General features: G+C 68.9%; 21 protein-coding genes and 1 pseudogene. 17 read left to right on the top strand and 5 right to left on the bottom strand.

What is annotated here, in order from left to right; translation table 11 throughout:
• The first annotated feature begins 20 nt into the window (after positions 1 to 20).
• Both ACFFCA_RS01075 and ACFFCA_RS01070 read left to right on the top strand, forming a co-directional pair.
• Complete coding sequence (locus tag ACFFCA_RS01075; protein ID WP_375481069.1) at positions 21 to 1,193, top strand: LLM class flavin-dependent oxidoreductase; 1,173 nt, start codon at positions 21 to 23, stop codon at positions 1,191 to 1,193.
• Positions 1,190 to 2,107, top strand: a complete 918-nt coding sequence (locus tag ACFFCA_RS01070; protein WP_375481068.1) for an NAD(P)-dependent oxidoreductase — start codon at positions 1,190 to 1,192, stop codon at positions 2,105 to 2,107. Before ACFFCA_RS01075 ends, ACFFCA_RS01070 begins: the two co-directional genes overlap by 4 nt.
• Before the next feature lie 592 nt (positions 2,108 to 2,699).
• Here ACFFCA_RS01070 and ACFFCA_RS01065 read toward each other — a convergent pair.
• Positions 2,700 to 3,239: pseudogene (locus ACFFCA_RS01065) on the bottom strand (hypothetical protein); the annotation flags it as partial.
• A gap of 774 nt (positions 3,240 to 4,013) precedes the next feature.
• Between ACFFCA_RS01065 and ACFFCA_RS01060 the strand changes: the two are divergent.
• Genes ACFFCA_RS01060 through ACFFCA_RS01050 form a run of 3 tightly spaced genes read left to right on the top strand, consistent with a single transcriptional unit; the run spans position 4,014 to position 6,318 of the window.
• Positions 4,014 to 4,742, top strand: a complete 729-nt coding sequence (locus ACFFCA_RS01060) for an SDR family oxidoreductase (RefSeq protein WP_375481067.1) — start codon at positions 4,014 to 4,016, stop codon at positions 4,740 to 4,742.
• Complete coding sequence (locus tag ACFFCA_RS01055; protein ID WP_375481066.1) at positions 4,739 to 5,317, top strand: carboxymuconolactone decarboxylase family protein; 579 nt, start codon at positions 4,739 to 4,741, stop codon at positions 5,315 to 5,317. The genes ACFFCA_RS01060 and ACFFCA_RS01055 overlap by 4 nt, the downstream gene beginning before the upstream one ends.
• A gap of 20 nt (positions 5,318 to 5,337) precedes the next feature.
• Positions 5,338 to 6,318, top strand: a complete 981-nt coding sequence (locus tag ACFFCA_RS01050) for a hypothetical protein (RefSeq protein ID WP_375481065.1) — start codon at positions 5,338 to 5,340, stop codon at positions 6,316 to 6,318.
• A gap of 670 nt (positions 6,319 to 6,988) precedes the next feature.
• Here ACFFCA_RS01050 and ACFFCA_RS01045 read toward each other — a convergent pair.
• Complete coding sequence (locus ACFFCA_RS01045) at positions 6,989 to 8,005, bottom strand: M48 family metalloprotease (RefSeq protein ID WP_375481064.1); 1,017 nt, start codon at positions 8,003 to 8,005, stop codon at positions 6,989 to 6,991.
• A 315-nt stretch (positions 8,006 to 8,320) separates the two neighbouring features.
• Between ACFFCA_RS01045 and ACFFCA_RS01040 the strand changes: the two genes are divergently transcribed.
• The gene (locus ACFFCA_RS01040; protein WP_375481063.1) at positions 8,321 to 8,803 is read left to right on the top strand and encodes a hypothetical protein; all 483 of its coding nucleotides are present in this window, start codon (positions 8,321 to 8,323) and stop codon (positions 8,801 to 8,803) included.
• Between the two features lie 47 nt (positions 8,804 to 8,850).
• Positions 8,851 to 15,282, top strand: coding sequence for a helicase-related protein (locus ACFFCA_RS01035; RefSeq protein ID WP_375481062.1), 6,432 nt, complete (start codon positions 8,851 to 8,853; stop codon positions 15,280 to 15,282).
• A gap of 373 nt (positions 15,283 to 15,655) precedes the next feature.
• Here the strand turns inward: ACFFCA_RS01035 and ACFFCA_RS01030 are convergent, their stop codons facing one another.
• The gene (locus tag ACFFCA_RS01030) at positions 15,656 to 15,871 is read right to left on the bottom strand and encodes a DNA-binding protein (RefSeq protein ID WP_375481061.1); all 216 of its coding nucleotides are present in this window, start codon (positions 15,869 to 15,871) and stop codon (positions 15,656 to 15,658) included.
• Between the two features lie 93 nt (positions 15,872 to 15,964).
• Here ACFFCA_RS01030 and ACFFCA_RS01025 point away from each other — a divergent pair, with 93 nt between their 5' ends.
• The 10 genes from ACFFCA_RS01025 (at position 15,965) to ACFFCA_RS00980 (ending at position 22,054) form a co-directional block, all read left to right on the top strand.
• The gene (locus tag ACFFCA_RS01025; protein ID WP_375481060.1) at positions 15,965 to 16,216 is read left to right on the top strand and encodes a hypothetical protein; all 252 of its coding nucleotides are present in this window, start codon (positions 15,965 to 15,967) and stop codon (positions 16,214 to 16,216) included.
• Positions 16,213 to 16,599 carry a hypothetical protein gene (locus ACFFCA_RS01020; protein ID WP_375481059.1) on the top strand — a complete coding sequence of 129 codons (387 nt, stop codon included), beginning with the start codon at positions 16,213 to 16,215 and terminating at the stop codon, positions 16,597 to 16,599. The genes ACFFCA_RS01025 and ACFFCA_RS01020 overlap by 4 nt, the downstream gene beginning before the upstream one ends.
• A 41-nt stretch (positions 16,600 to 16,640) precedes the next feature.
• Entirely contained in the window at positions 16,641 to 17,078 is a 438-nt protein-coding gene (locus tag ACFFCA_RS01015; RefSeq protein ID WP_375481058.1) for a hypothetical protein, read from the top strand.
• Positions 17,078 to 17,587 carry a hypothetical protein gene (locus ACFFCA_RS01010; protein WP_375481057.1) on the top strand — a complete coding sequence of 170 codons (510 nt, stop codon included), beginning with the start codon at positions 17,078 to 17,080 and terminating at the stop codon, positions 17,585 to 17,587. The genes ACFFCA_RS01015 and ACFFCA_RS01010 overlap by 1 nt, the downstream gene beginning before the upstream one ends.
• Entirely contained in the window at positions 17,587 to 17,952 is a 366-nt protein-coding gene (locus tag ACFFCA_RS01005; protein ID WP_375481056.1) for a hypothetical protein, read from the top strand. Before ACFFCA_RS01010 ends, ACFFCA_RS01005 begins: the two co-directional genes overlap by 1 nt.
• A 1-nt stretch (position 17,953) precedes the next feature.
• The gene (locus ACFFCA_RS01000; protein ID WP_375481055.1) at positions 17,954 to 19,024 is read left to right on the top strand and encodes a helix-turn-helix domain containing protein; all 1,071 of its coding nucleotides are present in this window, start codon (positions 17,954 to 17,956) and stop codon (positions 19,022 to 19,024) included.
• A 46-nt stretch (positions 19,025 to 19,070) separates the two neighbouring features.
• On the top strand, positions 19,071 to 19,304 hold the full coding sequence (locus tag ACFFCA_RS00995) for a hypothetical protein (protein ID WP_375481054.1): 234 nt from the start codon (positions 19,071 to 19,073) through the stop codon (positions 19,302 to 19,304).
• Positions 19,305 to 19,533: 229 nt separating this feature from the next.
• A complete protein-coding gene (locus tag ACFFCA_RS00990) occupies positions 19,534 to 20,538 on the top strand; it encodes a phage Gp37/Gp68 family protein (protein WP_375481053.1) in 1,005 nt (334 codons plus the stop codon).
• Entirely contained in the window at positions 20,535 to 21,797 is a 1,263-nt protein-coding gene (locus tag ACFFCA_RS00985) for a DUF1173 domain-containing protein (protein ID WP_375481052.1), read from the top strand. The genes ACFFCA_RS00990 and ACFFCA_RS00985 overlap by 4 nt, the downstream gene beginning before the upstream one ends.
• Positions 21,794 to 22,054, top strand: a complete 261-nt coding sequence (locus tag ACFFCA_RS00980; protein ID WP_375481051.1) for a hypothetical protein — start codon at positions 21,794 to 21,796, stop codon at positions 22,052 to 22,054. Before ACFFCA_RS00985 ends, ACFFCA_RS00980 begins: the two co-directional genes overlap by 4 nt.
• Before the next feature lie 339 nt (positions 22,055 to 22,393).
• Here ACFFCA_RS00980 and ACFFCA_RS00975 read toward each other — a convergent pair whose 3' ends face one another.
• Together ACFFCA_RS00975 and ACFFCA_RS00970 are read right to left on the bottom strand one after the other, a co-directional pair.
• Positions 22,394 to 22,738 carry a DUF2218 domain-containing protein gene (locus tag ACFFCA_RS00975; RefSeq protein ID WP_375481050.1) on the bottom strand — a complete coding sequence of 115 codons (345 nt, stop codon included), beginning with the start codon at positions 22,736 to 22,738 and terminating at the stop codon, positions 22,394 to 22,396.
• Between the two features lie 235 nt (positions 22,739 to 22,973).
• A complete protein-coding gene (locus tag ACFFCA_RS00970) occupies positions 22,974 to 23,804 on the bottom strand; it encodes an SDR family NAD(P)-dependent oxidoreductase (RefSeq protein ID WP_375481049.1) in 831 nt (276 codons plus the stop codon).
• Positions 23,805 to 24,150 lie beyond the last annotated feature (346 nt).

Genomic DNA, 24,150 nt, shown 5'->3' with positions numbered 1-24,150 from the left:
CGATGCCTATTAGCTGTCTTGTGTCGGTCGCCGACAACGCCGCACTGCTACGCGTCGACCTTGTGCCGGTCGAGAGGACGGATGAGACGATGAGACTGGGATACTTCGCGATGCCGATGCACCCGCGAGAGCGCGATTGGTCTTCCACACTGAAAGAGGATCGCGACGCGGTCATTCTTGCCGACCGACTCGGGTTTCACGACGCCTTTATCGGCGAGCACCTTACCGACGAGTTCGAAAAAATCACCAACAGCCTGCTTTTCCTTGCCACCCTCATCCCTGACACACAGCAGATCAAACTCGCGACGGGGACCACCAACCTCTCGCACATGCATCCGGTGCTGATCGCCGCTCAGTCGGCGATGTTCGACCACCTCGCCGACGGGCGTTTCATCCTTGGCATCAGTCCTGGAGCGTTGCCGTCCGATGCCGAGGTTCTAGGACTCCTCGACACCGATCGCAACGCCATGTTTGCCGACTCGATAGACGTCATCCTGGCCGCATGGTCGGAAGACGCGCCATACCAGTTAGAGATGGCCGGAAATCGGTGGGAATTGACAACGGCTCGAACCTGGGACGCTGAGGTTGGAATGGGCATCCTGCCCAGACCGCTGCAACAGCCGCGACCCGAGATCGTGGGCACGGTCGTCGCTCCCTACTCACGCGGCGTCGTAGCGATGGGGACCAGAGACTTTCACCCTCTGTCGGCCAACTTCCTGCTGCCCAAATGGGTCACCACCCATTGGCCGAAGTACTGCGAAGGCAAGGAGTCGGTTGGTCAGGCCGCGCAGCCGGCGGATTGGCGCGTAGCCCGAACGATCTTCGTTTCAGACAACGATGCCGATGCTCGGTCCTACGGCCGCGAGTCGCCCCAAAGCCCTTATCGGTTCTACTACGAGCAGATGTTGCGAAAGATGGCGAAAGGTGGGCGTCTGGGTCTGTTCAAAGCGGACCAAGACGATCCGGACGAGTCGGTGACACTTGACGGTGTCCTGGATGCCCTCGTCATTTGCGGCACACCAAACTCCGTTGCCGAGCAGATACTTGCGTTACGCGAGACAACCGGAGATTTCGGTGAGTTGGTTTACGCCGGCATGGACTGGGTCGATCCCGAACTGGCCCGCCGGTCGATGGAACTCATGTCCTCGAAAGTAATGCCGCAGGTTTCGGCCGCCCTCGGCAGCTCGGGGTGACTGTCGAGCCGACAGAGAACGTTGGCGTGATCGGGCTAGGGATCATGGGTTCCGCGATGAGTACGCGAATGATTGGAGCAGGCCGACGCGTGATTGGCACCGACGTAGACGACCTGCGCCTGGCCGAACATCGGACGCGGGGCGGCGTGATCGTCGAGACGCCCTACGACGTTGCTTGTCACGCGTCAGCGATCATCACGTCGCTGCCGAGTGACACCGCATTGCTTGAGGTCATCGCCGCGCTTCATGGACTCGAAACCGCTGATCGTCAAGATCTAGTCATTATCGAGACCTCAACGCTTTCGCTAGATGCAAAACGCACCGCGCGCGCACTCGCTCAGGCCGCCGGCATCACCCTGCTCGACTGCCCGGTGAGTGGTTCGGCCCCGCAAGCCCTCGCCGGCGAGCTGGTCGCTTACGTCAGCGGCGACGACTCAGCCAAGAGCCGAGCCTCGGACGTGATGGGCGACCTCGTCAGCCGGTGGTATGACGTGGGCGCGTTCGGGAATGGCTCTCGCTTCAAGTTCGTGACCAACATGCTCGTGGCTGTGCACACCTTGGCTGCGGCGGAGGCGTTGCTACTTGCGCGACGCCTCGGGCTTGATTTCGACCGTGTCCTCGAAGTGGTTGGAAACAGCGCTGGCACCTCGCGGATGTTGGAACTGCGTGGACCGTTGATGGCCGATGAGGGTTACTCGGAGCCCTTCGTCAGAATCCGCACCTTCTTGAAGGATCTAGATCTGATCGACCGTGCTGCAGAAACTGCCGGGTCCCCGACGCCCCTGCTAACGAGGGCGGCTAGCTACTACCGCGGAGCCCAAGACGCAGGGCGCGGGGATCAAGATGCTGCTGCCGTCTTTGCTTTCCTGGAAGCGGGCGCCGGGCCTTCGAACGAGGCACCGCAACACCCGTAAAGCATGTGGCGGCCAGCTGCACACCCGTCGCGACAAGCGCCCGCTCCGTAGCGTTATTTGCCGGAACGATGTCTTTCGCACCGAAGCGCGCGGCGTCCGCGTCATCGGGTTGTTGCCTGAGCGAAAGGTCTAGTCCACCGCGTCATTCTGTGCTCGCAACAGTTCGATGTCGAATCGCCTATCAGCCAGGCGCGGCCGCACGTTCAGAAACACCCTCGCCATCATGTGCAGTCACGGCCGTCCGTAGCGCCCCGATTGAGGCGATCGAACAGGTAGTCGACTTCGCCCGCGGCGTCCGCGGGATGGGCCTTGTCGGCTTCCGGTTGGTGTCGGTCGTGGCCCCATTGTCCAGTGCCGCCCCGTGGGATTACACAGGGGACCGGGGCCTCGGTCCTCAAGATCCGACCGGTGTCGAGCTGCACGCGGTCCCTGCGGACCACCACATTGACGCCTTTAGACCCTCGAACACGCAGCCGGCTCCGACTGTCGACCATGGTCTGGGTCGTCAGTCCAGACGCCGCTGGCGTTGAAGACCTGCTTGGTGGCAACCGCGAATTACTCGCCCGTTCTGACGTCGCGTAGTGCGATGCGGTCACCCGAACGCCGAAGCGTTTGATCGACGACACGAGCCCGGCTGGCGGCCAGGGCCCGATAGGACGCGGCAGTGCGGAACAGTGCATGGTGTGGCGGGTGTCATCGACTTGGGCATTGAAACACCGGATGGCGCCGACAAGCGGGGTGGACAGCAGTGCGGGTGCGATCTGAGGGCGCGCGTCTGGTGAGGTGCCAGCGCCCTGGAAGGCCCGTGACCGGACGCCGCAGCCATCGCGTCGTGGGCAACGATCCCCTGCGCCCACATCGAGCCGTTCCCACACTCTGTGCCTGAGCAGTCACCGGAACGGCACCACCTGCACCAGGTACGGGCCAGCGTCCTCGACGTGCCCCGCTCGCGAAGCGCTTCACGGGACGGACCGAAGTCGAGCATCTGGAAGTAGCGCAAGCCCGCACGCTTGAACTTGGACCAGCGCGAGGACGTGCCGCTGCCCCAGTTTCGGGTTTCCACGATGCCCACGCGCAAACTGCGTCTCATCGCATCAAGCACTGCGCCGGTGCCGACGACCCCACCGCGTACGACGAGTACATCAAGGGGCCACCGTCACGCAGGTCGCGCGTGGCTTTGCTGCGCGCTTCGGGGGACAGCGCGAAAGGCCGCATGAAGGATCTCCTCGGCGACTCGCTCGATTGATCTCAGAGCCGCCCCCCAGGAGTAACGCCGACAGTTGCCTCGGTGGATGACGTCTCAGTCGGTGGGTGATAGAGCGCCCAGCACATGTGCAGTGTCGTAGGTGCCGATGGCGCCGACCTTCGCCTGCGGAGGCTGACTCCGGGTCGAAACAATCGTCGAGCCATTGACGGTCAGCCGGCGCGACAGAAGATGCCTGCGACGCGTTGACCGATGCAAAGAACATGATGTGCATCGCGACCTCGACCAGCTCATGGCCCAAGGCGTTCTGCCAAAATCCGCGCGCTCGTTACAGCTCAGAGTTCGAGCTTCACGGAGTTCGACGTCGCATGCCGTGTCACCCAACGCGGGCACGAAAATACGTCACTCGATGCGGCAGCCCTGCAACGACGAAACAGCGGCAACGTCATCATTATTGGTCAGCCGCGGCGCGGTACCGAGGCCGAGACGGAGTAGAACTGTTCTGCGGACAAAGGTCACACAGAAACTGGTCAGACCAGTTGCACCCCTTGCGACCGGGCCAGCGTTCGGATCACGTCATATTGGTGGCCTCGTCTTGTGGTCGCGCGTCATTGTCCCGGTCATGTCTCCCGCGGAACGCTGATCTGGCGGCCGTCGATGACCTCAGTCGGCCCAGAAAGCAAAACCGCACCAGGAGGCGACGTGAAGCTAGTCGGGGCGACGGCACTCGTTACGGGATCCAACCGCGGCATGGGAGCGCAGTTCGTCGAACAGTTGCTCGAGCGGGGAGCGGCACGCGTGTACGCAGCAACCAGGAACCCAGATGCCGTGCAACGCATACCCGGCGTCGAAGTGTTGACCCTCGACGTCACCGATCAGTCCGCGATCGCGGCCGCTGCCGCTGCAGCCCAAGACACCTCACTGCTAATCAACAACGCCGGGTCGTCCACCAATCAGCGTCTGGTGGATGGAGATCTCGACAAGATACGGCTTGAGATGGACACCCATTACTACGGAACCCTGAACATGGTGCGAGCATTCGCGCCGATCCTGCGCGCGAACGGCGGCGGCGCCATCCTGAACATGCTGTCAGCACTGTCGTGGTTGGCGTTCGACGGCGTAGGCGCTTACTGCTCGGCGAAGTCAGCAGAATGGGGTTTGACGAACTCCGTCAGGCTCGAACTTGTCGATCAGCGAACTCAAGTCACCGGACTTCTTGTAGGTAGCGTCGACACCGACATGATGGCTGGTTGGGACGTCCCGAAGGCCGACCCCAAACTGGTGGTTGAGAAGGCGCTCGACGGAATCGAAGCAGGGACCTTGGAGGTTCTCGCGGACGACGGGACCGTCCAATTGAAGTCCGCCCTGTCTCAGGACCCCTCCGTTCTGTACCCGAACACGAGCCCGTCGAAATGGAGTATGACCTCATGACCGAGACGAACGACCCCTCGGACTTTGGGACATTTGGGCGATTCGTGGAGACGCCCGTCGACAAGATGCCGACAGATATGAAGGACGCCTACAACTACACGGTGAGCTTGCGCGGGCTCGTACCTGGACCGCACAAGATTTGGCTGTGCAACCCCACGCTGGCGAAAACCGTGGTTCCGGTGGGCGCGTACTACCAGACAACGTCGACGTTGACGAAGGCCGAGATCGAGATCGCCACCAACATCATCAACGGTCGTTGGCTCGCCGCTTACTCCAACTACGAGCATGAGAAAATTGGCGAGCGAGCCGGACACCTGCCAGCCGAAAAAGTTGAGGCACTCATCGCCAACCGGCCTACCTCGTTTGACGACCCTCGCCAGAGCGTCGTGTACGAGCTCGCGAGCGCGCTCACGCAACCGCGCGTCGTCCCGGTCGGACTATTCCGACGCGCCCAGCACGCGATCGGCGACGCCGGAATAGTCGACCTGACCATGTTGCTCGGCTGGTTCACAGGCGTCTCCCTCACTCTGTCCGCCTTCGACGTGCCGTCGAATGCCCTCGGTCTTGATCAATGACACCGCCGGGTGACGATGGGATGCCTGTCAACGTGCCGACCTCGCGAGCAGCGCTGACGGTCGTTGCGGAGTTTTCGGCTCACTACTTCCTGGAAAATCTCGCCGTCCGCAGCGATAACTCAATTCTGGTGACGGCGATGAACCAGCACGAACTGTGGTTCGTCCCCGCCCAGCAGGGCGCTGCGCCCGAGACGCCCACCTTGATCCACAATTTCGCTCACCCGCCCACGGCCATTGTCGAGGTGATGCCCGATGTCTTCGTCGTTGCCACCTCCGAGATCTATGCAGGAACGGGTTCGTACCTACAGCGAGTTGATCTGCGTGGGTGGAAACCGGGCGATCAGCCCAGAGTCAGCGACGTCTGCACATTCGACGATCGTGCCCGCGCACTCAACGGTGGGTGCCTGGTCGCCCCAGACGTCATGCTGGTCGCCGACAGCATCGCCGGACTCGTCTGGCGCGTCGATCTACACGAAGACGGAACGGCTCTGACACCGGACGTCTGGCTCGCCGACGTGAGCATGACGCAGGATCTTCGACATCCGATGAAGCCGCCACAGCCAGGCATCAACGGTGTCCGGTACGACCCGAGAACGCAATGCGTGTACTACACCTCTACTAGCCGCAAACTGTTCATGCGCGTCGGCGTTGACCCGACGACTCACGCGCCGTCCGGCAGTCCGCAACAGGTCGGCGGGGGCACGATGGCCGACGACTTCTGTATCGATGAGGAGGCCGGCGTCGCTTACATCACCACCCACCGTGAGAACACGATCGACCGGGTCGCATTGGCCGGTCCGGTCGACCAGCCCCGTGTCATCGTCGCAGGCGATCCGTTGGATGAGCGCCTACTCGGTCCGTCCAGTGGCGCTTGGGGCCGCGAGCCGGGGCAGGTCGGGCGGGTGGCTTTCTTCACCACCGACGGCGGCACAACCAACCCACTGCCGGACGGCTCCGTTCGCACTGCCAAGCTTCTACGTCTCGAGCTACTCTCGGAGTGATGCGGATGGATGGCCCCTTCGTCTGGCCATTCAGGTCGAGCAGCGCCGCATGGCCTACCCACAGGATCCGCGGTGGGTCGACAACATCACCGAGAACGCCGCTCCAAGGCCACCTCATGACGGCGTCGCTGGGCCGCGCAGTCGTCCCAACAGTCTTGGGACAACTGTCGTGGGACCATGTCCGCGGCCGCGGCGACTAGGCGACGTGGGGCAGCCTTCCTGGTAGACCCGAGGCTCGGGGTGGCCTACTTCGTTGCGTAGTCGGTGCCGCATGGCGTTGCTCTCGGCGTCTGACTGGATGTCCCCGCTGCGAGAATGACTACCGTGCGGCACCCGTTGTGCCCCTCGGGGGCGTTCTGGTCGTCGGTCCAGGCAGGACCGAATACGCAGCCCTGCCCCTGGCCGCAGTCACGCTGGTAGCCCTGCTCATACGGCCGACGCGGCAGCACCCGAAGCGTTGCCAACGCCTGGCGTGCTGCCGCCCAGCTCAGCGGCGCATCGCCAGCCGTAGGGCGCGCAGGCGACGTCGGCGACGCAGCCGTCTTGGTCGGTGGACGCGAACCAGTGTGTGTGGTGCCGTGGGACTGGGCCCGCCAGGCGACCCCGAGCACGGCGATGACCGCGAGCACCACCGCAGCGGCACCGCGCCGTCCCCACGCGCGCGAGCGCATCAGCGCACCGCGACAGCCGGCCCCGCGGCGGCGGCCGCCAGGATCGCCGGCGACTGCGGAACCTGCGTGCCGGCCAGCTCCAGCTCGTATAGCGCGTCAAGACGCTGCGCCACGGACGGGTGCCGGGCGGTCAGCCGGTCGAGCAGGCCCGGGCGGCGGTGCTCGCTGCCGCCATCGAGGCACGCCAGCGCCGCCGCCAGATCCGCTCCGTAGCCCGCGTCGGCGGCGTAACGGTCGGCGGCGTACTCATCACGACGGCTCAGCGCCGCGTCGGCGAGCGGGCAGCCCACCCCCCCGACCGCGAGGCCGACCAGCAGAGCAGCCACCGTGGGCTGCCCGTGCTGGATCGCCTGGACCACCGCCACGCCCACCACAGCAACGACGAGCAGAGCAAGTAGGCGTCGCGGCTGCCGATGCGCGAACGCCAGGCCAAGTGCGAGGAACAGTCGGCTCACCAAACGCCACGGCGCGGCCAGCCACGCGGTGACCAGGCCTACGCGGGTGCTGTTGCCGGCCCAGTGCCCCAGCTCGTGCGCCAGCAGCGCCTCGACACGAGCCGTGTTCGCGGGTTGCTCGTGATGCTGGACTAGGTGGGGTTTTACAAATTCTGCTTGAGCACCCGTCGTGAGGGCCACGCTGCGGCCCCCGGCGGTGAACGCGTTGACCGCTCGGCTGCGCTGCAGGTACAGGTCGACGTCGCCTGGATCGACGCCGCACCGGCCCAGGACCCGGCGCCACGCCGGCTCGAGCTGCGCCCGCTGCCGCGCGCTGGGACGCACGAACCCGCATGCCCATCGCACCGCTGCCCGCTCCCCTACCGGCGTGAACACGGCCGCGGCGCTGGCCAGCCAGGCCAGCAACAGCAACGCCTCCCACTGCCCGGCCCAGCTGCACAGCACCAACAGCAGCAGGCTGCCGACCATGGCCGGGGTCGCGACCAGCAGCCTGGCCACCCCGTAGCCGCGCCGCCGCTGCCGACGAAGGCCCGCGCGCCGTCGATCGTCTCGTGCGTTCATCACACACCGCCCGCCTGTCCGCTGTTGTGTCGTATTGAGCGTGACACCACGTACTGACACACACCGGGCCCGGTTGAGGCCCGCACACGCCGTCACAGCGCCGCTGCGCTCGCATCCGGTGCGACACTCGTGAGCAGGCTGCACGCATGGCCGGCAGTGGGAACAACCGACGCAACCGACGACACGAGTCCCCCGTGTCGGACGGGCAGATGTCGTTCGACGCGCTGCTGTGGGGCCCCGCCGACGATGTCGTCGACGCGGACGACCCGACGTCACACACGGCGGCGGGTTCGGAGACGGGAGAAGGTGCAGGCAATGAACCGCTACGGACGAGTGGCTCAGCAGCACTGGGCGAAGTGGCGTCCGAACCAGCTGCGCCAGATCGAGGACCCGGAGACGTTCTTCACCGACCTGGGCCAGGAGGTGGAGATACAGATCGAGGCGCTGGAGATCAGCCTGGCCGGGGACGACCCGGGCGGGGAGGAGTACCTGCAGAAGGTGGGCCGGCTGCGGATGGCCCGAGCGACCGCGGAGTCCCAGGTGCTGCGGGAGATGGTGCTGCTCGAACCGGAACCGGGGCACCCGGACGCGGAGGACTCAGCGGACCCGGACGACCCGACGCAGGAGCGGGAGCCGGGAGTGATCGGCCAGACCGACTGGATGCCGATGGTGCTCACCCCAGACCACCCGAACTATCACGACCTGGACGACAGCCCGTTCCTGCACTACGTGACGGAGGAAGAACTGGCAGCACGCCAGAGCTCGAACGGCAGCGACCCGCAGAGGCCGCCGAGCTAGTCGACCCCGCAGGCCCCTCTGCCGACGTCGGCCGCGGCGGCCCGCGTGTGCAGCGCGCCGGCAACAGGCTGTTCCTCCAGCTGCCCGACCCCCAGCCCACCCTCGACGAGGCCACGCCCGCCAACAACCGCACCGACCCGCCGCCGGTGTTCCGGCCCCGCTCGCAGCAGGACCTCGCCCCGGCCGGCGCCGTCGCCAAGGTGACGGCCAACGTGGCCGCGCTGCGGATGCTGCGCCAGCTGCAGGCCGAGGGCCGTCCGGCCACCGCCGCGGAGCAGACGGTGCTGGCGCGCTGGTCGGGCTGGGGCGCGGTGCCGAAGGTGTTCGACGAGACCGACGAGCAGTTCGCCGCTGCGCGGGCCGAGCTGCGGTCCATGCTCGACGAGCGGGAGTGGCGAGCGGCGTCGAAGACGACCCTGAACGCGCACTACACCGACGCCGGGCTGGCCCAGGCGATCTGGGACGTCGTCGCCGAGCACGGGCTCGACACCGCGGCGGCCACCGGCGGGCGGCCGCTGCGGCTGCTGGAGCCCGGCTGCGGAGCAGGCACCTTCCTCGGCCTGGCCCCCGACCTTGCGCGGGACACCGATGCGGCGGTGTTCGGTGTCGAGCTAGACCCGACCACCGCGGCGATCGCGCAGCACCTCTACCCGCAGGCCCAGATCCGCAACGAGTCCTTCGCCGACACCCGCATGCCGCGCGACTACCTCGACCTGGTCGTCGGCAACGTCCCGTTCGGCGACATCAAACTGCACGACAAGACCCACAACGCCGGCGGCCACTCGCTGCACAACCACTTCATCATCAAGTCCCTGGCCTTAACCCGGCCCGGCGGCGTGGTCGCGGTGCTCACCAGCCACTACACGATGGACTCGGCCAACCCGGCCGCCCGGCGTGAGATCGCGGGCATGGCCGACCTGGTCGCCGCGGTGCGCCTGCCGATGAGCGCCCACCAGAAGGCCGCCGGAACCCAGGTCATCACCGACGTGCTCGTGCTGCGCCGCCGCGACCCCGCCGACGGACCCGGTGATACCAGCGAATGGGACAGCACCGTCTCGATCGGCGGCGACGCCCAACGCCAGGTCCTGGTCAACCGCTACTTCGCCGAGCACCACCCGCACCACGTAATCGGCGAGGTCGGCACCCGCTCAGGGCAGTTCGGGCCAGAGCTGGCCGTTACGGTCGGCCGCGACCACGACGACGAACTGCCCGGCCTGCTCCGCAACATCCTCGAGGGCGCTGTCGCCAAGAACCCCAGCCCGGCCGGCGGTCTGTTCGCGCCACCCCTGACCCTCGACCAGCGCCAACCCGCGCCGGTGCCGATCTCCCGGCCGGACGCCGCGCTGGAGCGGCAGGAAGGCCACCTCGCCGTCGACAACGGAACCGGCCGGGCGACGACGTTCACCGTGGTCGCCGACGGCGCGCTCGCCGAGCACAAGGTGCCCAAGAGCCAGGCCAAGGAACTCACCGCGCTGCTCGGGCTGCGCGACACCACGATGGCCCTGCTGGCCGCCGAGGCCGCCGTCGTCGACGACACCGACCAGCTCGCCGCGCTGCGCGGCCAGCTCAACAGCCGCTACGACGCCTACGTCAAACAGTTCGGACCGATCAACCGGATCAGCTGGCGGCGCACCGGCCGCGTCGACGAGGTCACCGGCGAGGACCGGCTAGCGCGCATCAACCCCGGCCAGGGCGGGTTCCGCTCCGACCCGCACGCGCCGGCCGTGTACGCGCTGGAGGACTTCGACGCCACCACCGGCACCGCGCGCAAGGCCCCGATCATGCGCGGACGCGTCATCGCCCCCCGCACCCCACGCTTGGGCGCCGACTCCCCCGCCGACGCCGTCGCCATCTGCCTGGACACCCACGGAGAGGTCCGCCTCGGCGAGGTCGCCCGGCTGCTCGGCCGCAGCGAGCACGACACCCGCGAGGCCCTGACCGGAATCGTGTTCGCCGACCCCGCCGGCGGCTCTTCACAAGAGCAGGAGCGCCTGATCCCGGCTCCGGAGTACTTGAGCGGCAACGTGCGCGCCAAGCTCGCCGCCGCCGAGGCCGCAGCCGAACGCGACGCCGCGACCCAGCTGCCCGACGGCACCAACGGCGGCCGCCGTTGGGATGCCAACATTGCCGCGCTGCGCGAGGTCGTGCCCGCCGACCTGGCCCCGGCCGAGATTGACGCCCGCCTCGGCGCGTCATGGATCAGCGCCGACGTCGTCGAGCAGTTCCTGCGCGAGCTGCTCGACGAGGACAGCATCGCCGTCGAACACCCCGGTGGGTCCACCTGGGCCGTGCGCGGCGGGCGGCACACCGTGCTGGCCACCAGCACCTACGGCACCAGCCGCGCCTCGGCCGGCGAACTGACCGCGGCCCTGCTCGAGCAACGTCAGATCAGCATCTACGACCACTTCCCCGACGGCTCCCGCATCCCCAACCTCACCGAGACCATCGCCGCGCAGGAGAAGGCCGGGGAGATCACCGAGCGGTTCCGCGACTGGATCTGGGACGACCCCAACCGCGCCGAACGCCTGGCCCGCCGCTACAACGACATGTTCAACAGCATCGTGCTGCGCTCCTACGACGGTGCGCACATGCAGCTGCCCGGCTTGACCGTCACCTTCCAGCCCCGCGAACACCAGCTGGCCGCCGTCGCCCGCATCATCGCCGAGCCCGCCGTGCTGCTGGCCCACGAGGTCGGTGCCGGGAAGACGGCCGAGATGGTCATCGGCTCGATGGAGCTGCGCCGGCTCGGCCTCGCGCAGAAGCCGTGCGTCGTGGTTCCGAACCACATGTTGGAGCAGTTCTCCCGCGAGTGGATGCAGCTCTACCCGCAAGCCCGCATCCTCGCCGCCTCGGTCGAGGACCTCCAGCGCGACAAGCGTCGGCTCATGGTGGCCCGCATCGCCACCGGCGACTGGGACGCGGTCATCGTCTCCCGCTCGGCGTTCGAGCGGATGCCGCTGTCGATCCAGGCCCAACAGCGCTACCTCGACGGGCAGCTGGCCGAGATGCGCCACCAGCTCGAGGCCGCCAAGGGCGGACGAGGCCTGACCGTCAAACGGCTGGAGAACTCCCTGGCCCGCGCCGAGGAGCGGCTGAAGAAGCTCGCCGACTCGGCCAAGGACCCCGGCATCAACTTCGAGCAGACCGGCATCGACTACGTCTTCGCCGACGAGGCCCACGGCTACAAAAACCTGCGCACCGTGTCCAACATCGACGGGGTCGCCGTCGACGGTTCACAACGCGCCTCCGACCTGGACATGAAACTGGCCTGGCTGCGCGAACGCCACGGCGGCCGCGTCGCGACCTTCGCCACCGCTACCCCGATCGCCAACTCGGTGGCCGAGGCCTACACGATGCAGCGGTTCCTGCGGCCGGACCTGCTCGACGACGCCGGCCTCACCGACTTCGACACCTGGGCCGCCACCTTCGGCGAGGTCACCTCCGACCTCGAACTGGCCCCCGACGGGTCCCGGTTCCGGATTAAGGCTCGCTTCGCGAAGTTCCGCAACGTCCCCGAGCTGCTGCGCATCTGGCACGTCTCGGCCGACATCAAGACCGCCGAGGACCTCCAACTCCCCACCCCCGACCTGCGCAACGGGCAGGCCGAGACGGTCGTCGTGCCCGCAACCGACCAGCTGCGCGAGTTCATGACCGAGCTGTCTGAGCGTGCCGACAAGGTGCAAGCCCGGCAGGTGCAGCCCGACGAGGACAACATGCTCCGGGTGGCCACCCACGGGCGGATGGGTGCGCTCGATCTGCGTCTGCTCGGCCGTGAACCCGTCCCCGGTGACCGCGACGGCAAGCTCACCGTCGCCGCGAACCGGATCGCCGCCACCCACCACGCCAACGCCGAGCGCCGCTACAGCGACTCCAACGTGCTCGGCGCGCTGCAGCTGGTGTTCAGCGACCTCGGCACCCCCAGTGCCCGCGGGCGCGGCACCGGTCTGGCCGGCAACTGGAACGTCTACGACGAGTTGAAGCAGCTGCTCGTCGACCGCGGTGTGCCCGCCGAGCAGATCCGCTTCGTGCACGACGCCCGCAACGACAAGGAGAAGGGCGAGCTGTTCGCGGCCTGCCGTAACGGCCGCGTCTCCGTGCTGATCGGGTCGACGGAGAAGATGGGCGTCGGCACCAACGTGCAGGCCCGCGCTGTCGCGCTGCACCACCTCGACTGCCCCTGGCGGCCGGCCGACATCGCCCAGCGCGAGGGCCGCATTTTGCGCCAAGGCAACCAGAACCCCGAGGTCGAAGTCGTCCGCTACGTCTCCGAGGGATCGTTCGACGCCTACCTCTGGCAGACCGTCGAACGCAAAGCCCGCTTCATCGGCCAGGTCATGCGCGGGAGCTTGGACGTGCGCGAGATCGAGGACGTCGGCGAGACCGCACTGAGCTACTCGGAGGTTAAGGCGCTCGCGACCGGTGACCCGAGGATCTTGGAAAAGGCCAAGCTCGACGCCGAAGTCACCCGCCTGGAGCGGTTGGAGCGCTCGCACACCCGCAACCAGCGCACCCTGTCCGGCACCATCGACAAGGCCGAGCGGCAGCTGTCCACCCTCGAGACCGCCCTCACGCAGATCGACCAGGCCATCGACCACCGCATCGACACCAGTGGCGACCGCTTCAGCATGGCCGTGCGCGGCAACCGGTGGAGCGCCCGAGCCGACGCCGCGATCGCCCTGCGCAACGCGCTGGCCACCATCGGCGGCAGCAACCCCGACACCACCCAGTTCGCCGCCTGGGACAAGCCCAACCACATCGGCAACCTCGGCGGCTTCGACGTCATCGCCACCCCTCGCCGCTTCCTCGAACCGCACCTGTCCCTGGAGCTGGCCGGCATCCCCCGCAGCGCCATCCAGGTCGCCTACGACGAGCTGCGCACCGACCGGCCACTGGGCATCGTCATCCAACTGGAGAACCGCGTCCGCGACCTCGAACGCACCCGCGACAGGATCAGCGCCGAGGCCGACAACCTGTCGCGCGAGGCCGACCGGGCCCGCGACGACTACTGCCGCCCCTTCGCACGCCGCGACGCCCTCGACGCAGCCCGCGCCCGTAGCGCCGAGCTGGCCGCCGAGCTCGCCGAGCAGGACAAGCAACGACAGCGCACCGCCAACGACGCCACGGCGACGCCTGAGCAGCCCCGCGGCGGCGGCCGCGCCGCCGCACCGCCCGCGAGCCCCGCCGACGGTGTCGTTGCCGACCGGTCACCGGCCGCCGCGGCGAACGCCGTGCCAGTCCCGTCGACGCCGGTCAATGAGCCCGCCGCGGCCGCTGCCGTACGCGACTGGGCCGCTCAGCCGCCCCGTACGCCCGCCGAACACCAGCAGATGGCCAAGGACACCGCGGCCGCCAGCTTCGCCGCCCGCACCCCCGTCACGGCGATGGACCGCCCCAGCGTGGAGCGCGAGCTGCGGCACGTCCACAGCGACGACACCTACTACAACACCGCCCACGCAGCCCGCGACGCTCTCACCGCGGCCCGAGCCGCGACGCCGACACCCACAGCAGCGACCGCTGCGCCGCCGCCGGCCGGCGAAAAGTCCCCCGCCGGCACCGCGCCTGCAGCCGACGCGTCGGTGCACCAGGTCCAGGCCACCTACAGCGGGCAACGGGTCTGGGTCACCTACGCCGTCGACCTGGATCTGAAGATGCGCCTCGAGCTACGCTCCGAGCCGACCGACCTCAACGCCCGGCACCTCGACCGGCTGCTACGCCGCATCGACCAAGACCCAAGCCTCACCAACGTCACCGTCGACGGCCAGCCACACCTCGGCCAGTCCGCTGACGCACCCACGACCGCTCCCCCGCGCGATCACGTCGAGGGCAACGCCCCGATGCAGCAGGCCCCACCCGGCGGATGGACCGAAGCCGACCGCGTCCACCCCGCGCAGCCACGCGACACCAGCACCTACCGCTCCGCGCAGCAGTTCCCGCTCGGCACCACCGCCACCGTGCACGCCGTCACCGAGAACGGCGGCGGCGGGCGTCGTCTAGGCCACGGCCGAGTCGTCGACCACCCCAGCCCGAACCACGTCATCGTCGAGTCCCCGTACGGCACCCGACGGGTCGCCCACCTCAACCAGGTCAGCCGACCCACCGAGCCGCCGAGCGCCCCACCGTCCGCACCCGCGCCGGCCCAACCCCCCGCAGCCGAAGACCGGTGGGCAGCGGTCTGCCGCGCGATCGACCCCCGCGTGCTGCAAGACCCGCACTGGCCCGCGCTCGCCCAATCCCTGGACCGCATCGTCGCCGGCGGCCACGACGTCGAACAGCTGCTGCACGAGGTGACCAGCCGTCGGGGCCTACCCGAGGGCAACCCGGCCCGCAGCCTCGACTACCGCCTCGCCGACGCAGCCCCCGACGTCGCCGCAGCGGCCCCTGACCGGCCATGGTCCACCGATCCACGCGGGCCCGTGCCCAGCTCGCCGTCGACGCCGATCAGCGCCCCCCAACCGCGCCGCGACGGGCCCGCACGATGACCGCGCCACGCAGTCGTCGACACCCGATCGGGCCCGCCGATTCATGGCGCCAAGCAGAAAAACCAAAACCCCACCGGGTCCAGCACTACGTGGCCCAAGAAATTTCAGCCACAGGTGACAGTGATCGGCCTCCGTTTGCACCTGTTCGTGGTGAGAGCACTACTCACCACCAGGAGCAGACATGGCCGCGAACCAGCGGATCACGCCGCCGGACACCGATCGGCAGCCCCAGCGCCTAACACCGTGGCGTGCATCCCGGCCGACGCCGCCGGCCTCCCGCGCAACGCACATCTCCGGTCAGGACGCAGCGACCGAGGCAAGGCCACACGCCTGGCTGGGCGGCATGGGCATGGCCGTGTGCGTCGGCGCGGGGTCAGGAACCGGCGGGGCCCGCAATCGGGTGCACCGTCCGGCCGTTGCTCTCGGCCCACGCCTTGACCTGCTCGTAGGACCAGACCCGGCCGACGCTCAGGTGCGCGATCGGCTTCGGGAAATCCTCGCGCGTCACCAGCTGCGTCACGCGGCGCTTGGTCACATCCAGCATCTGCCCGACCTCTTGGTGGGCCACGACCGGCGGCTGCTCATTCACCCTCGAAGCGTACCCCGAAGGGGTGCTACCCCACTTGCATACTACCCGAATAGGGTAGTACCCTACAAGGGTACCCACTGCGAAAAGGCAGCCATGACTACCACCCACGCAGCCCAGCGTGACACCACCCCGCGCACCCCGCATCAGGTCAACGACCGCGTACAGGTCCACCGCCGCGGCACTCGCCGGCTCGGGCGCATTAGCTCGGTCCACCACCACGACAACGGCATCGAGTACGTCGTGCGCCTCGACGGCCCCGACGGCGGCCTAGGAGCGGTGGTCAACGTCTGGACCACCTCCGGCCACTCGACTTTCCTGACCCCCACCGGAGGCGAGCAGCGATGACGAGTAGCACCCACAGCCCCGACCGGCTGTCCTGGACCGCGCTCGGACAACGGATGGGCTTCACCAGCGAGCAGCCGCAGCGCGACGAGATCTTTGCCGCGATCGACCGGATGAACTGGGTCGAGACCCCGACCCGACCGACGTGCCTGGACAGCCAGGTCGTGCGCGCCATCGTTATGGCCGTCTTCCACCACCGTCGCGACCAGCTGCGCCTGGTCGGCAGCGCCCAACTCAACGGCGGCCGCCAGCTGATCGGCCTCGAAGACACCCTCGGCACCCGCAGCTTTGTGCTCGACCTCGACAGCGAAGCCATCTACGTCCTCGCCGAGTTCCGGCACCCGCTGCCCACCGCAGCCAGCCACCCCACCGCCCACGTCGCCTGAGCCGCGCGACCCGCGGCCACGACGCCACCAGGGAGACACCGATGTCCGATCTCACCGGCTACACCGCCGAACAGGCCCTCAACCGCGACCTACTCCTCAACGCCGTCAACGGCGCCAGCCTGCACTGGGCCCGCGTCCACGGCTACACCGCCGACTGCCCACCCGACGAGGTCCTCGCCGAAGGCATCCACCTGGGCACACGCGCCGTGTGGAGCGGCGACCTCGACGACATCGACCGCGCCGTCACCGTTCTGATCGACCAGCCCCTCACCTACGCCCACCCCGACCGCATCAGCGACCCGCAGCTGCTCACCCTGGTCAGCAGCGCGCTGGCCGTGGCCCGTGAGCGTGGCGTGATTACCGTTGCCGCCGTCCCCGGCGTCGCCGACGGCGTGACCGACTACGACCCCGCCGCGTTCGAGCAAATGGTCGTCGACGTCGTCTTCCAGATCGCCACGCTCGGCGAGGTGATCCGGTGATGACCACCAGTCCCGTCGCACCCCCGGTCACTAACCCCGCCGAGATCACCGACGAGATCCGCGCCGCCGCCGCCGACCACAGCGAACGCCGCGCCCGCGCGCTCATCGCCGCCGGCCTCGACGAGGACACCGCCGTGGCGCAGGCTGCCGACGAGGCAGTGGAGTTCACCCGACGCACCGTGCAGCTCGCCCGCCAGTGCCGCGCTCTGGTCGAGATGGTCGAGGCCTACGCCGCCTACGGCACCGGCAGCACGTACCGGCTGCTACGCGACCTCGGCGACCACCTCGACCTCAGCATCGCCTACGTCGACCGACCCACCATCGAAGCCCACCTCGAACGCAGCCTCACCGCGGGCGAATGGGCCGCCACCAGCAGCCAGTTCCACGCCCTGGACTTCGACGACCACGTCGGCGACGCCGCCACCTTCCGCACCGACTGGATCGAGAGCGTGCTCGACAAGGCCGGCGTGCCCGGCTACGGCTACACCGCCGAGGGCGAGGTGGCCTGATGACCAGCGCCGCCGACCGGCACAACGGTTACGACTTGGCCGGTGCCAGCGTCACCGACGACCTGGCCACCCCCGAGCAGATCGCCGAGCTGCGCGGCGAGGAACTGGCCTACCTGACCCTCCTGCATCAGACCTCCGCGCGTCTGGGCAACCTGGCCTGCTACGCGCACAGCCGCCTGACCCGCGCGGCCCTCGACGTCGCCGCCGAACACATCCGCAGCGCCGAGAAGGTGCTGCGCGAACTCGACGACGTGCTGGACCCCAAGCAGAGCCCCGCCGGGCACGACCTGTCGGCCCGTCACCTGCAGCAGCGCGTCGAGCGCGAGCAGCACGCGCTCAAGCTGGTCCTCGGGCAGGCGGGTTGAGATGGCCGCCGCCCCGACGGGCCCGATCACCCGCAGCTGCCCCACGTGCGGGTTCACCCGCACCTACCGAAGCCAGGGCTTCGCCAACAAGTACTTCGTCCGACACTCCTGCGAGACCCAGCTGCGCCTGGCAGCGATCGCCAAGGCCCGCGCCGAACGCGAGGCCGGTGGCCGCCGACGCGACTGCCAGCACGCCGGGCACCCGCACGAGCACGGAACGTTGCTCGCCTACCAGAAGGACGAGTGCCGCTGCCTGGAGTGCCGGGCCGCCAACGCCGCCGCCACCCGGGTCCGCAACCGCGATCTCACCTACGGCCGGTGGAGCCCGCTGGTCGACGCCGACCTGGTCCGCGCCCACCTCGAGCGGCTGCGCGACACCGGCCTCGGCGTCCCCCGCATCGCCTTCCTGGCCGACGTCAGCGAGCGCTGGCTGCGGCGGATCATGAACGGCGACAACGGCCAGCTGCAGGCGCACGTGCGCGCCGACACAGCCCGTCGCATCCTCGCCGTCGACGCCGAACACGACAACCTCGCGCCCAACCGCAAGATCGACGGCACCGGCACCCGCCGCCGCCTGCAGGCGCTCGTCGCCCTGGGCTGGCCACCAGCCTGGATCGCCGACCGCCTCGGCCGCGACCGCGGCAACTTCCGCATGACGCTGCTCGCCGGCGACGAGGTCACCGCCCGGACTGCCAGCGACGTCGCCACCCTCTACGACGAACTGTGGAACACCCGGCCCGAGCCGCAGACCCCTCGCGGGGAGCGCGCGATCGCCGACGCCCTGGCCATGGCCACCCAGCGTCAGTGGCTCACTCCCCTGGCCTGGGACGACATCGACACCGACCCCGAGCCACCGACGCCGCCCAGCAACGCCCTCGACGACATCGACGAGATCGCCATCGAACTCGCGCTCAGCGGCCGCAGCATCCGCCTGTCCCAGCTGCCCCCTGCCGAGCAGGACGAGGTCGTGCGCCGCCTCACCGAGAACGGCAAGTCCGTGCGCGACATCGCCGAGCAGCTCGCCACCAGCACCCGCACCGTCTCCCGCCGGCGACGCATCAGCGCCGCCTGACACTACTCGGCGCCTACCGCGACGCCCAGGCCGAGAGGAACCCCCGATGAGCACCACCACCGCCCACACGACAGCCAACCCGGCCGCCGAGCGCGTCGACCTCGACGTCGACGCGTGCGCCTGTCACCTCTACGACGCCGAATGCGCGCTACACGCCGCCCACCAGTCCGGCGTCGACGCGTGGATCACCGCGGCGACCAACGAGTTGCACCAGGCCGTCGCGGACTACCTGCACGCCGTCGCCGAGCGGTCGGCGCACCCCCAGGCCACCGCCCGATGAGCCGCCCACAACCGGCTCGCGGACCGCCCAGCACATCCAGCCATCGAGACCCACGACCAGCTCGACCCGTGACCGACCACGCGTGGAACTACGGCCAGCCCGCCAAGATCACCACCCCGCAGTCCCGCACGCCGCCAGGCGGCAGGACGCGCCGTCCCCGGCACCGATGCCGGACCGCGTCCTGCCGTCACCACCGCCCGCACACCACCACCCGCGCCTGGAGGGCCCGATGGGCGACCACAGCGGCATCGTCTGGACCGACGCGACCTGGGGCCCGGTCACCGGCTGCACCCGGGTCAGCGAGGGTTGCGAGCACTGCTACATCGAGCGCACTCCCCCGTTCCGCATAAGCGGCCGCCGCTCTGAAGGACCCGGCGTCGGTGCGAGCACTGGCGTGCAGCTGCACCCGCAGCGCCTTGACCAGCCGCTGCGGTGGCGGCGGCCGCGCATGATCTTCGTCAACTCGATGGCCGATCTGTTCCACGCCGACGTGCCCGACGAGTTCATCGCCCGCGTGTTCGCCGTCATGGGGCTGGCCTGGCTGCACACCTTCCAGGTGCTGACCAAACGGCCAGGCCGGATGCGGGCCCTGCTGGCCGACCCCGGCCAGGCCGCCGTCTTCGACGCCGCCACGGACGGCAGCCTGGCCGGTCGCGCTGCCGAACAAGGACGCGGCTACTGGGCGATCGACCACGGCCGGTCAGTGATGATGCCGCTGTCGAACGTGTGGCTCGGCGTCTCGGTCGAGAACCAGCGCTGGGCCGAGCAGCGCATCCCGCTGCTGCGCGCGACACCGGCCGCCGTCCGGTTTCTGTCCTGCGAACCGCTGCTGGACGAGGCCGACCTCACCCCGCACCTGCTCGGCGTGCCCGGCATCGACTGGGTCGTCGCCGGCAGCGAGTCCGGACCAGGCGCGCGGCCGATGTCGCCGAGGTGGGTCCGGCAGCTGCGCGACCAGTGCACTGCCGCCGAGGTGGCCTCCACGTTCAAGCAGTGGGGCGAGTGGACCGACGTCGACCACGGCCTGGACGCCGCCGGCGAGGACGACCCGCTGTTTCGTCGCTGCGTCGGCAACAACCGCGTCAACGGCCACCGCATGCGCACCGTCGACGGCCAGCTGATGGTGCGACTGGGCGGCCACAAGACCGGCCGAGCCCTCGACGGACGCACCTGGGACCAGTTCCCCGCACAAGCACGCAGCACCCAGCCCGAACCGGCCGGAGGTACCCCGTGACCACGCCCGAGCACGACGTCGACAAGACGGCTGACGGTCCGATCTACGACGTCGACGGCGCGCAGATCAGCGCCACCAGCGTCGACGCCCAACGTGTGCTCGCCGAGGCCTACAGCCACCGCGTGCGCCCGGCCTGCCTGTGCGTCGACGGTGGCGTGCCGATGTACATCGCGCGCGTCGGCGAGCGGTTCATCGTCAAACGGATGCCCGACACCGGGATGGTGCACGCCACCGCCTGCCCGTCCTACCTGCCGCCCGAGGCCCTGTCCGGACTCGGTCAGGTGCTCGGCGCCGCGATCATCGAACAGGCCGACACGGGGGTCACCGCGCTGCGGCTGGGATTCCGGATGGCCAAGGCCGACCGCAACGGGCCGTCACCGGCCAGCAGCGGCGACGGTGGCAGCGACTCGGTGGCCGCGGACGGCACCCGACTGGGGATGCGCTCGGTCCTGCACTACCTCTGGCAGGAAGCCGACCTCGCGACCTGGTCGGCTGCGATGGCCGGCAAACGCAACTGGCGCATCGTCAGCTGGTACCTGCGCCAGGCCGCACGCGGCAAGTTCACCCGCGGCAAGCCGCTGGCCGGCCGTCTGTTCATCCCCGAACCGTTCAGCACCGACCACAAGGCCGAGCTGGCCGCGCGACGCATGTCGGCCTGGGCCCCGGCCCGCGCCAAGGGCCGCAGCAGTCAGTTCATGATCCTCATCGGCGAGGTGAAGACGGTCGAGCCAGCAGCCCGGTTCGGGCACAAGCTCGTGATCAAGCACCTGCCCGACGCCCCACTGATGCTCGATGACGATCTGCACCGTCGGATGCTCAAACGCTTCGCCGATGAACTGGAGCTGTGGCAAGCCGACGAGGCAGGGCACCTGATGGTCATTGCCACGTTCACGGTCGGTCGCACCGGGCTGGCCAGCGTCCAGGAGCTGTCGCTGGCGATGACCGATGAGCACTGGTTGCCCTACGAGAACGCCGCCGACAAGCTGCTGCTCGACACCGCGATCACGGCGCGGCGACGCTTGACCAAGAGCCTGCGCTACAACCTGGCCGCGGCCACGCCCATGGCCTCGGTCGTGTTCACCGACACCGAGGTCCCCACCGCCGCCTACCTGCTCGACGACGCCGACGAACGCGACGCCATCGACACCCTGCAAGTCACCACCGGGACCGACACCTGGACCTGGGTCGTCGGCGAGACCATGCCCGCGCTGCCCACACCCCGCCACGCCGCCAACGCCCAACACGGGTCGAGCACGTGATCAGCCCGCCCCCGCTGCCGCTCGGCCGCCGCTGCGCCCTCTACATCGACATGCCCGAGGATGCGGCCGCGATTGGCGCCGGCGACTGGATCACCACCCCGGCAGGTTCGCGCTACCTGGTCGACACGGCCCGGCTCGTCCAGCCGCGTCACCCGCGGCCCACCCTCCGCTGGCAGATGAGCGTGCACCGCCTTCCACGGCACTGCGCCGTACCCGACGACGTCCGCGCCATCGAACTGCGCTGGTACTGCCGATGACCGTCTACGTCGACGACGCCGCGATCACCGCCACCGTCGGGCGCATCACCGCCAGCTGCTCACACCCCGTTGGGTATGTGCCCGTCGACCAGTAAGGCGTGCTGGGCGGAGATGCTGATGTCGGCGAGGAGGGCGATCACCAGGCCGGTGGTTTTTGCTCCAGTCGACGGTGGCGTGGTTCTCGGTGTTGGGATCGATCATTATCTGGCCTTCCTCCCGGTCTGGTCCACGCGGCGGCGCCGGAACGGCGCCCACGGGTGGCCGGTGGGGGTTCGGGACCACCGGTGTCCGGGCCGGGGCATTGGCGGTGGCGGACGTGGGCGAGCGTCGGGCCCGGGACTAAGTGCGTTGGGTGGTGCCGGGGTTGCCGTCGTCGCGGGCCCAACTGACGACGAGCTCGTCCTTCGTGCCGAACCGGACGAGGTGGCGGCCTACGACGTCCTCGAGCCGGTCGAGGTCGCCGGGGGCATGGATGCGGATGTGCAACGCGTCGTCGTCGGCGATCAAGTGGGCCCGGGCCTCGCCGAGTTGGATCCAGCCGATGTTGTCGGTGTCGTTCCAGTGGGTCGTCAGGCGGTGCCCCAGGTGCGCGGTGAGTTGTTTGCCGTAGCGTCCGGCGCGCGTGGTTGCGACACGGGCGAAGCTGACGGGCCGGCCGGCGACTGACTCGGTGGATGCGGTCATCTGTTCCTCCGTGGTTGTGCAGCGTGTCGTTAGATGTCGGCACGTCCTGACGGTGCGTGGACCGTGGCGGGTCTCGACCCCGGCCCGGACCCAATACCCGCCGCTGCGGGCCGGTCTATCACCGCACGATCGCGGCGGTGGGGCGGTTGGCCGTGGTGGCCGGCCGGCCCCTGCGATCGCAGAAGGGCGGCCGGCCCAGCGGGCGGTGCGGGTAGCGGCGTCGGGCGTTGTCGTGTCAGCCGACGAGGTACCGACCGCCGTCGACGTTGACGGTCTGGCCGGTCATGAAGGCGGCGTCGTCGGAGGCGAGGAACACCGCCGACCCGACGACGTCGGCGGGGTACTCGTCACGCTGGATAGCGCGGGTGTCGCGTTGCATCTTCATGGCGGCCTCGGGCATGGCCGACACCGCGGCGGGAGTGATGGTGAGGCCGGGTGTAAGGAAGTTGACGGTGATGTCGTGAGGTCCCAGCTCGCGGGCCAGGGTTCGGGTGAGGCCGAGGACCCCGCCCTTGGCCGCTGCGTAATGCGCCTGGCCCGGGGTTCCGACGAACGTGGTGCCGGAGCCGATGTTGATGATCCGTCCGCGACCGGAGGCCTTCATCAGCGACAGCAGGCTCTTGATGACGAGGAAATCACCGGTCAGGTTGATGTCGATGACGCGTTGCCACTGCTCGAGAGTCATGTCCTCGAACGAGGCTGTCGGGAAATAGCCGGCGGAGTTGATGAGGACGTCGACGTGATCGGTCAGTGCTGCGACGTCGGCGGCGAAGGCGGAGACGCTGACGGGGTCGGCGACGTCGATGGCCAGTACGTGCGCCGTGATGGTCGAGGACGCCAGTGACTCGACCCAGCCCTCGGCGGCCTTGCGCAGGGCGGGCAGGTCGCGGCCGGCGCCGATGACGATGTCGCCGTCGGCAAGGAACCGCTCGACGAGGGCGGTTCCGATCCCGCCGGCGGCGCCGGTGATCACCACCGTCCGCGGACCGGTCCGCGGTGCCGCGCGTACGCCGGTGGTCGCCGCCGCCTCCTGCTCGGTCGTCGGTGTGCTCGTGATTGTCGTCATGATGTTCTCCTTCGAGATGGTTGCGTGCTGGTCAGGTGCTGGATGTGCTGCCTGATGTGGGCTGGCTAATGCTGCGAGCCTGGGCGGGGGCTTGCGGGCGGCGGCTGCGCGGTCGGTGTGGTCGCCGACGCCGGGACCGTCGCCTCAGCGGTGTCGCTCGGGTTGTGCCCTAGTCGGGGCGGACCACCGGGCGGGAAATTTTGTCGCGACGGTCCGTGGCCGGCGTCTGTGTCCGCGCTGCGGTTCAGACGGTGATGGAGTACAGGTCCGCTGCGGTGCCGGAGCTGACCTTGTCCCGGTCCGCGGGGGTGAAGTTGTCAAGAAAGGTATTGATCTCGGTGCGGGT

This window comes from uncultured Jatrophihabitans sp. (assembly GCF_964252635.1).
GTDB lineage: Bacteria > Actinomycetota > Actinomycetes > Mycobacteriales > Jatrophihabitantaceae > Jatrophihabitans.
The sequence above is the reverse complement of the archived record's forward strand: the minus strand, read 5'-3'. Positions and strand labels throughout refer to the sequence as shown.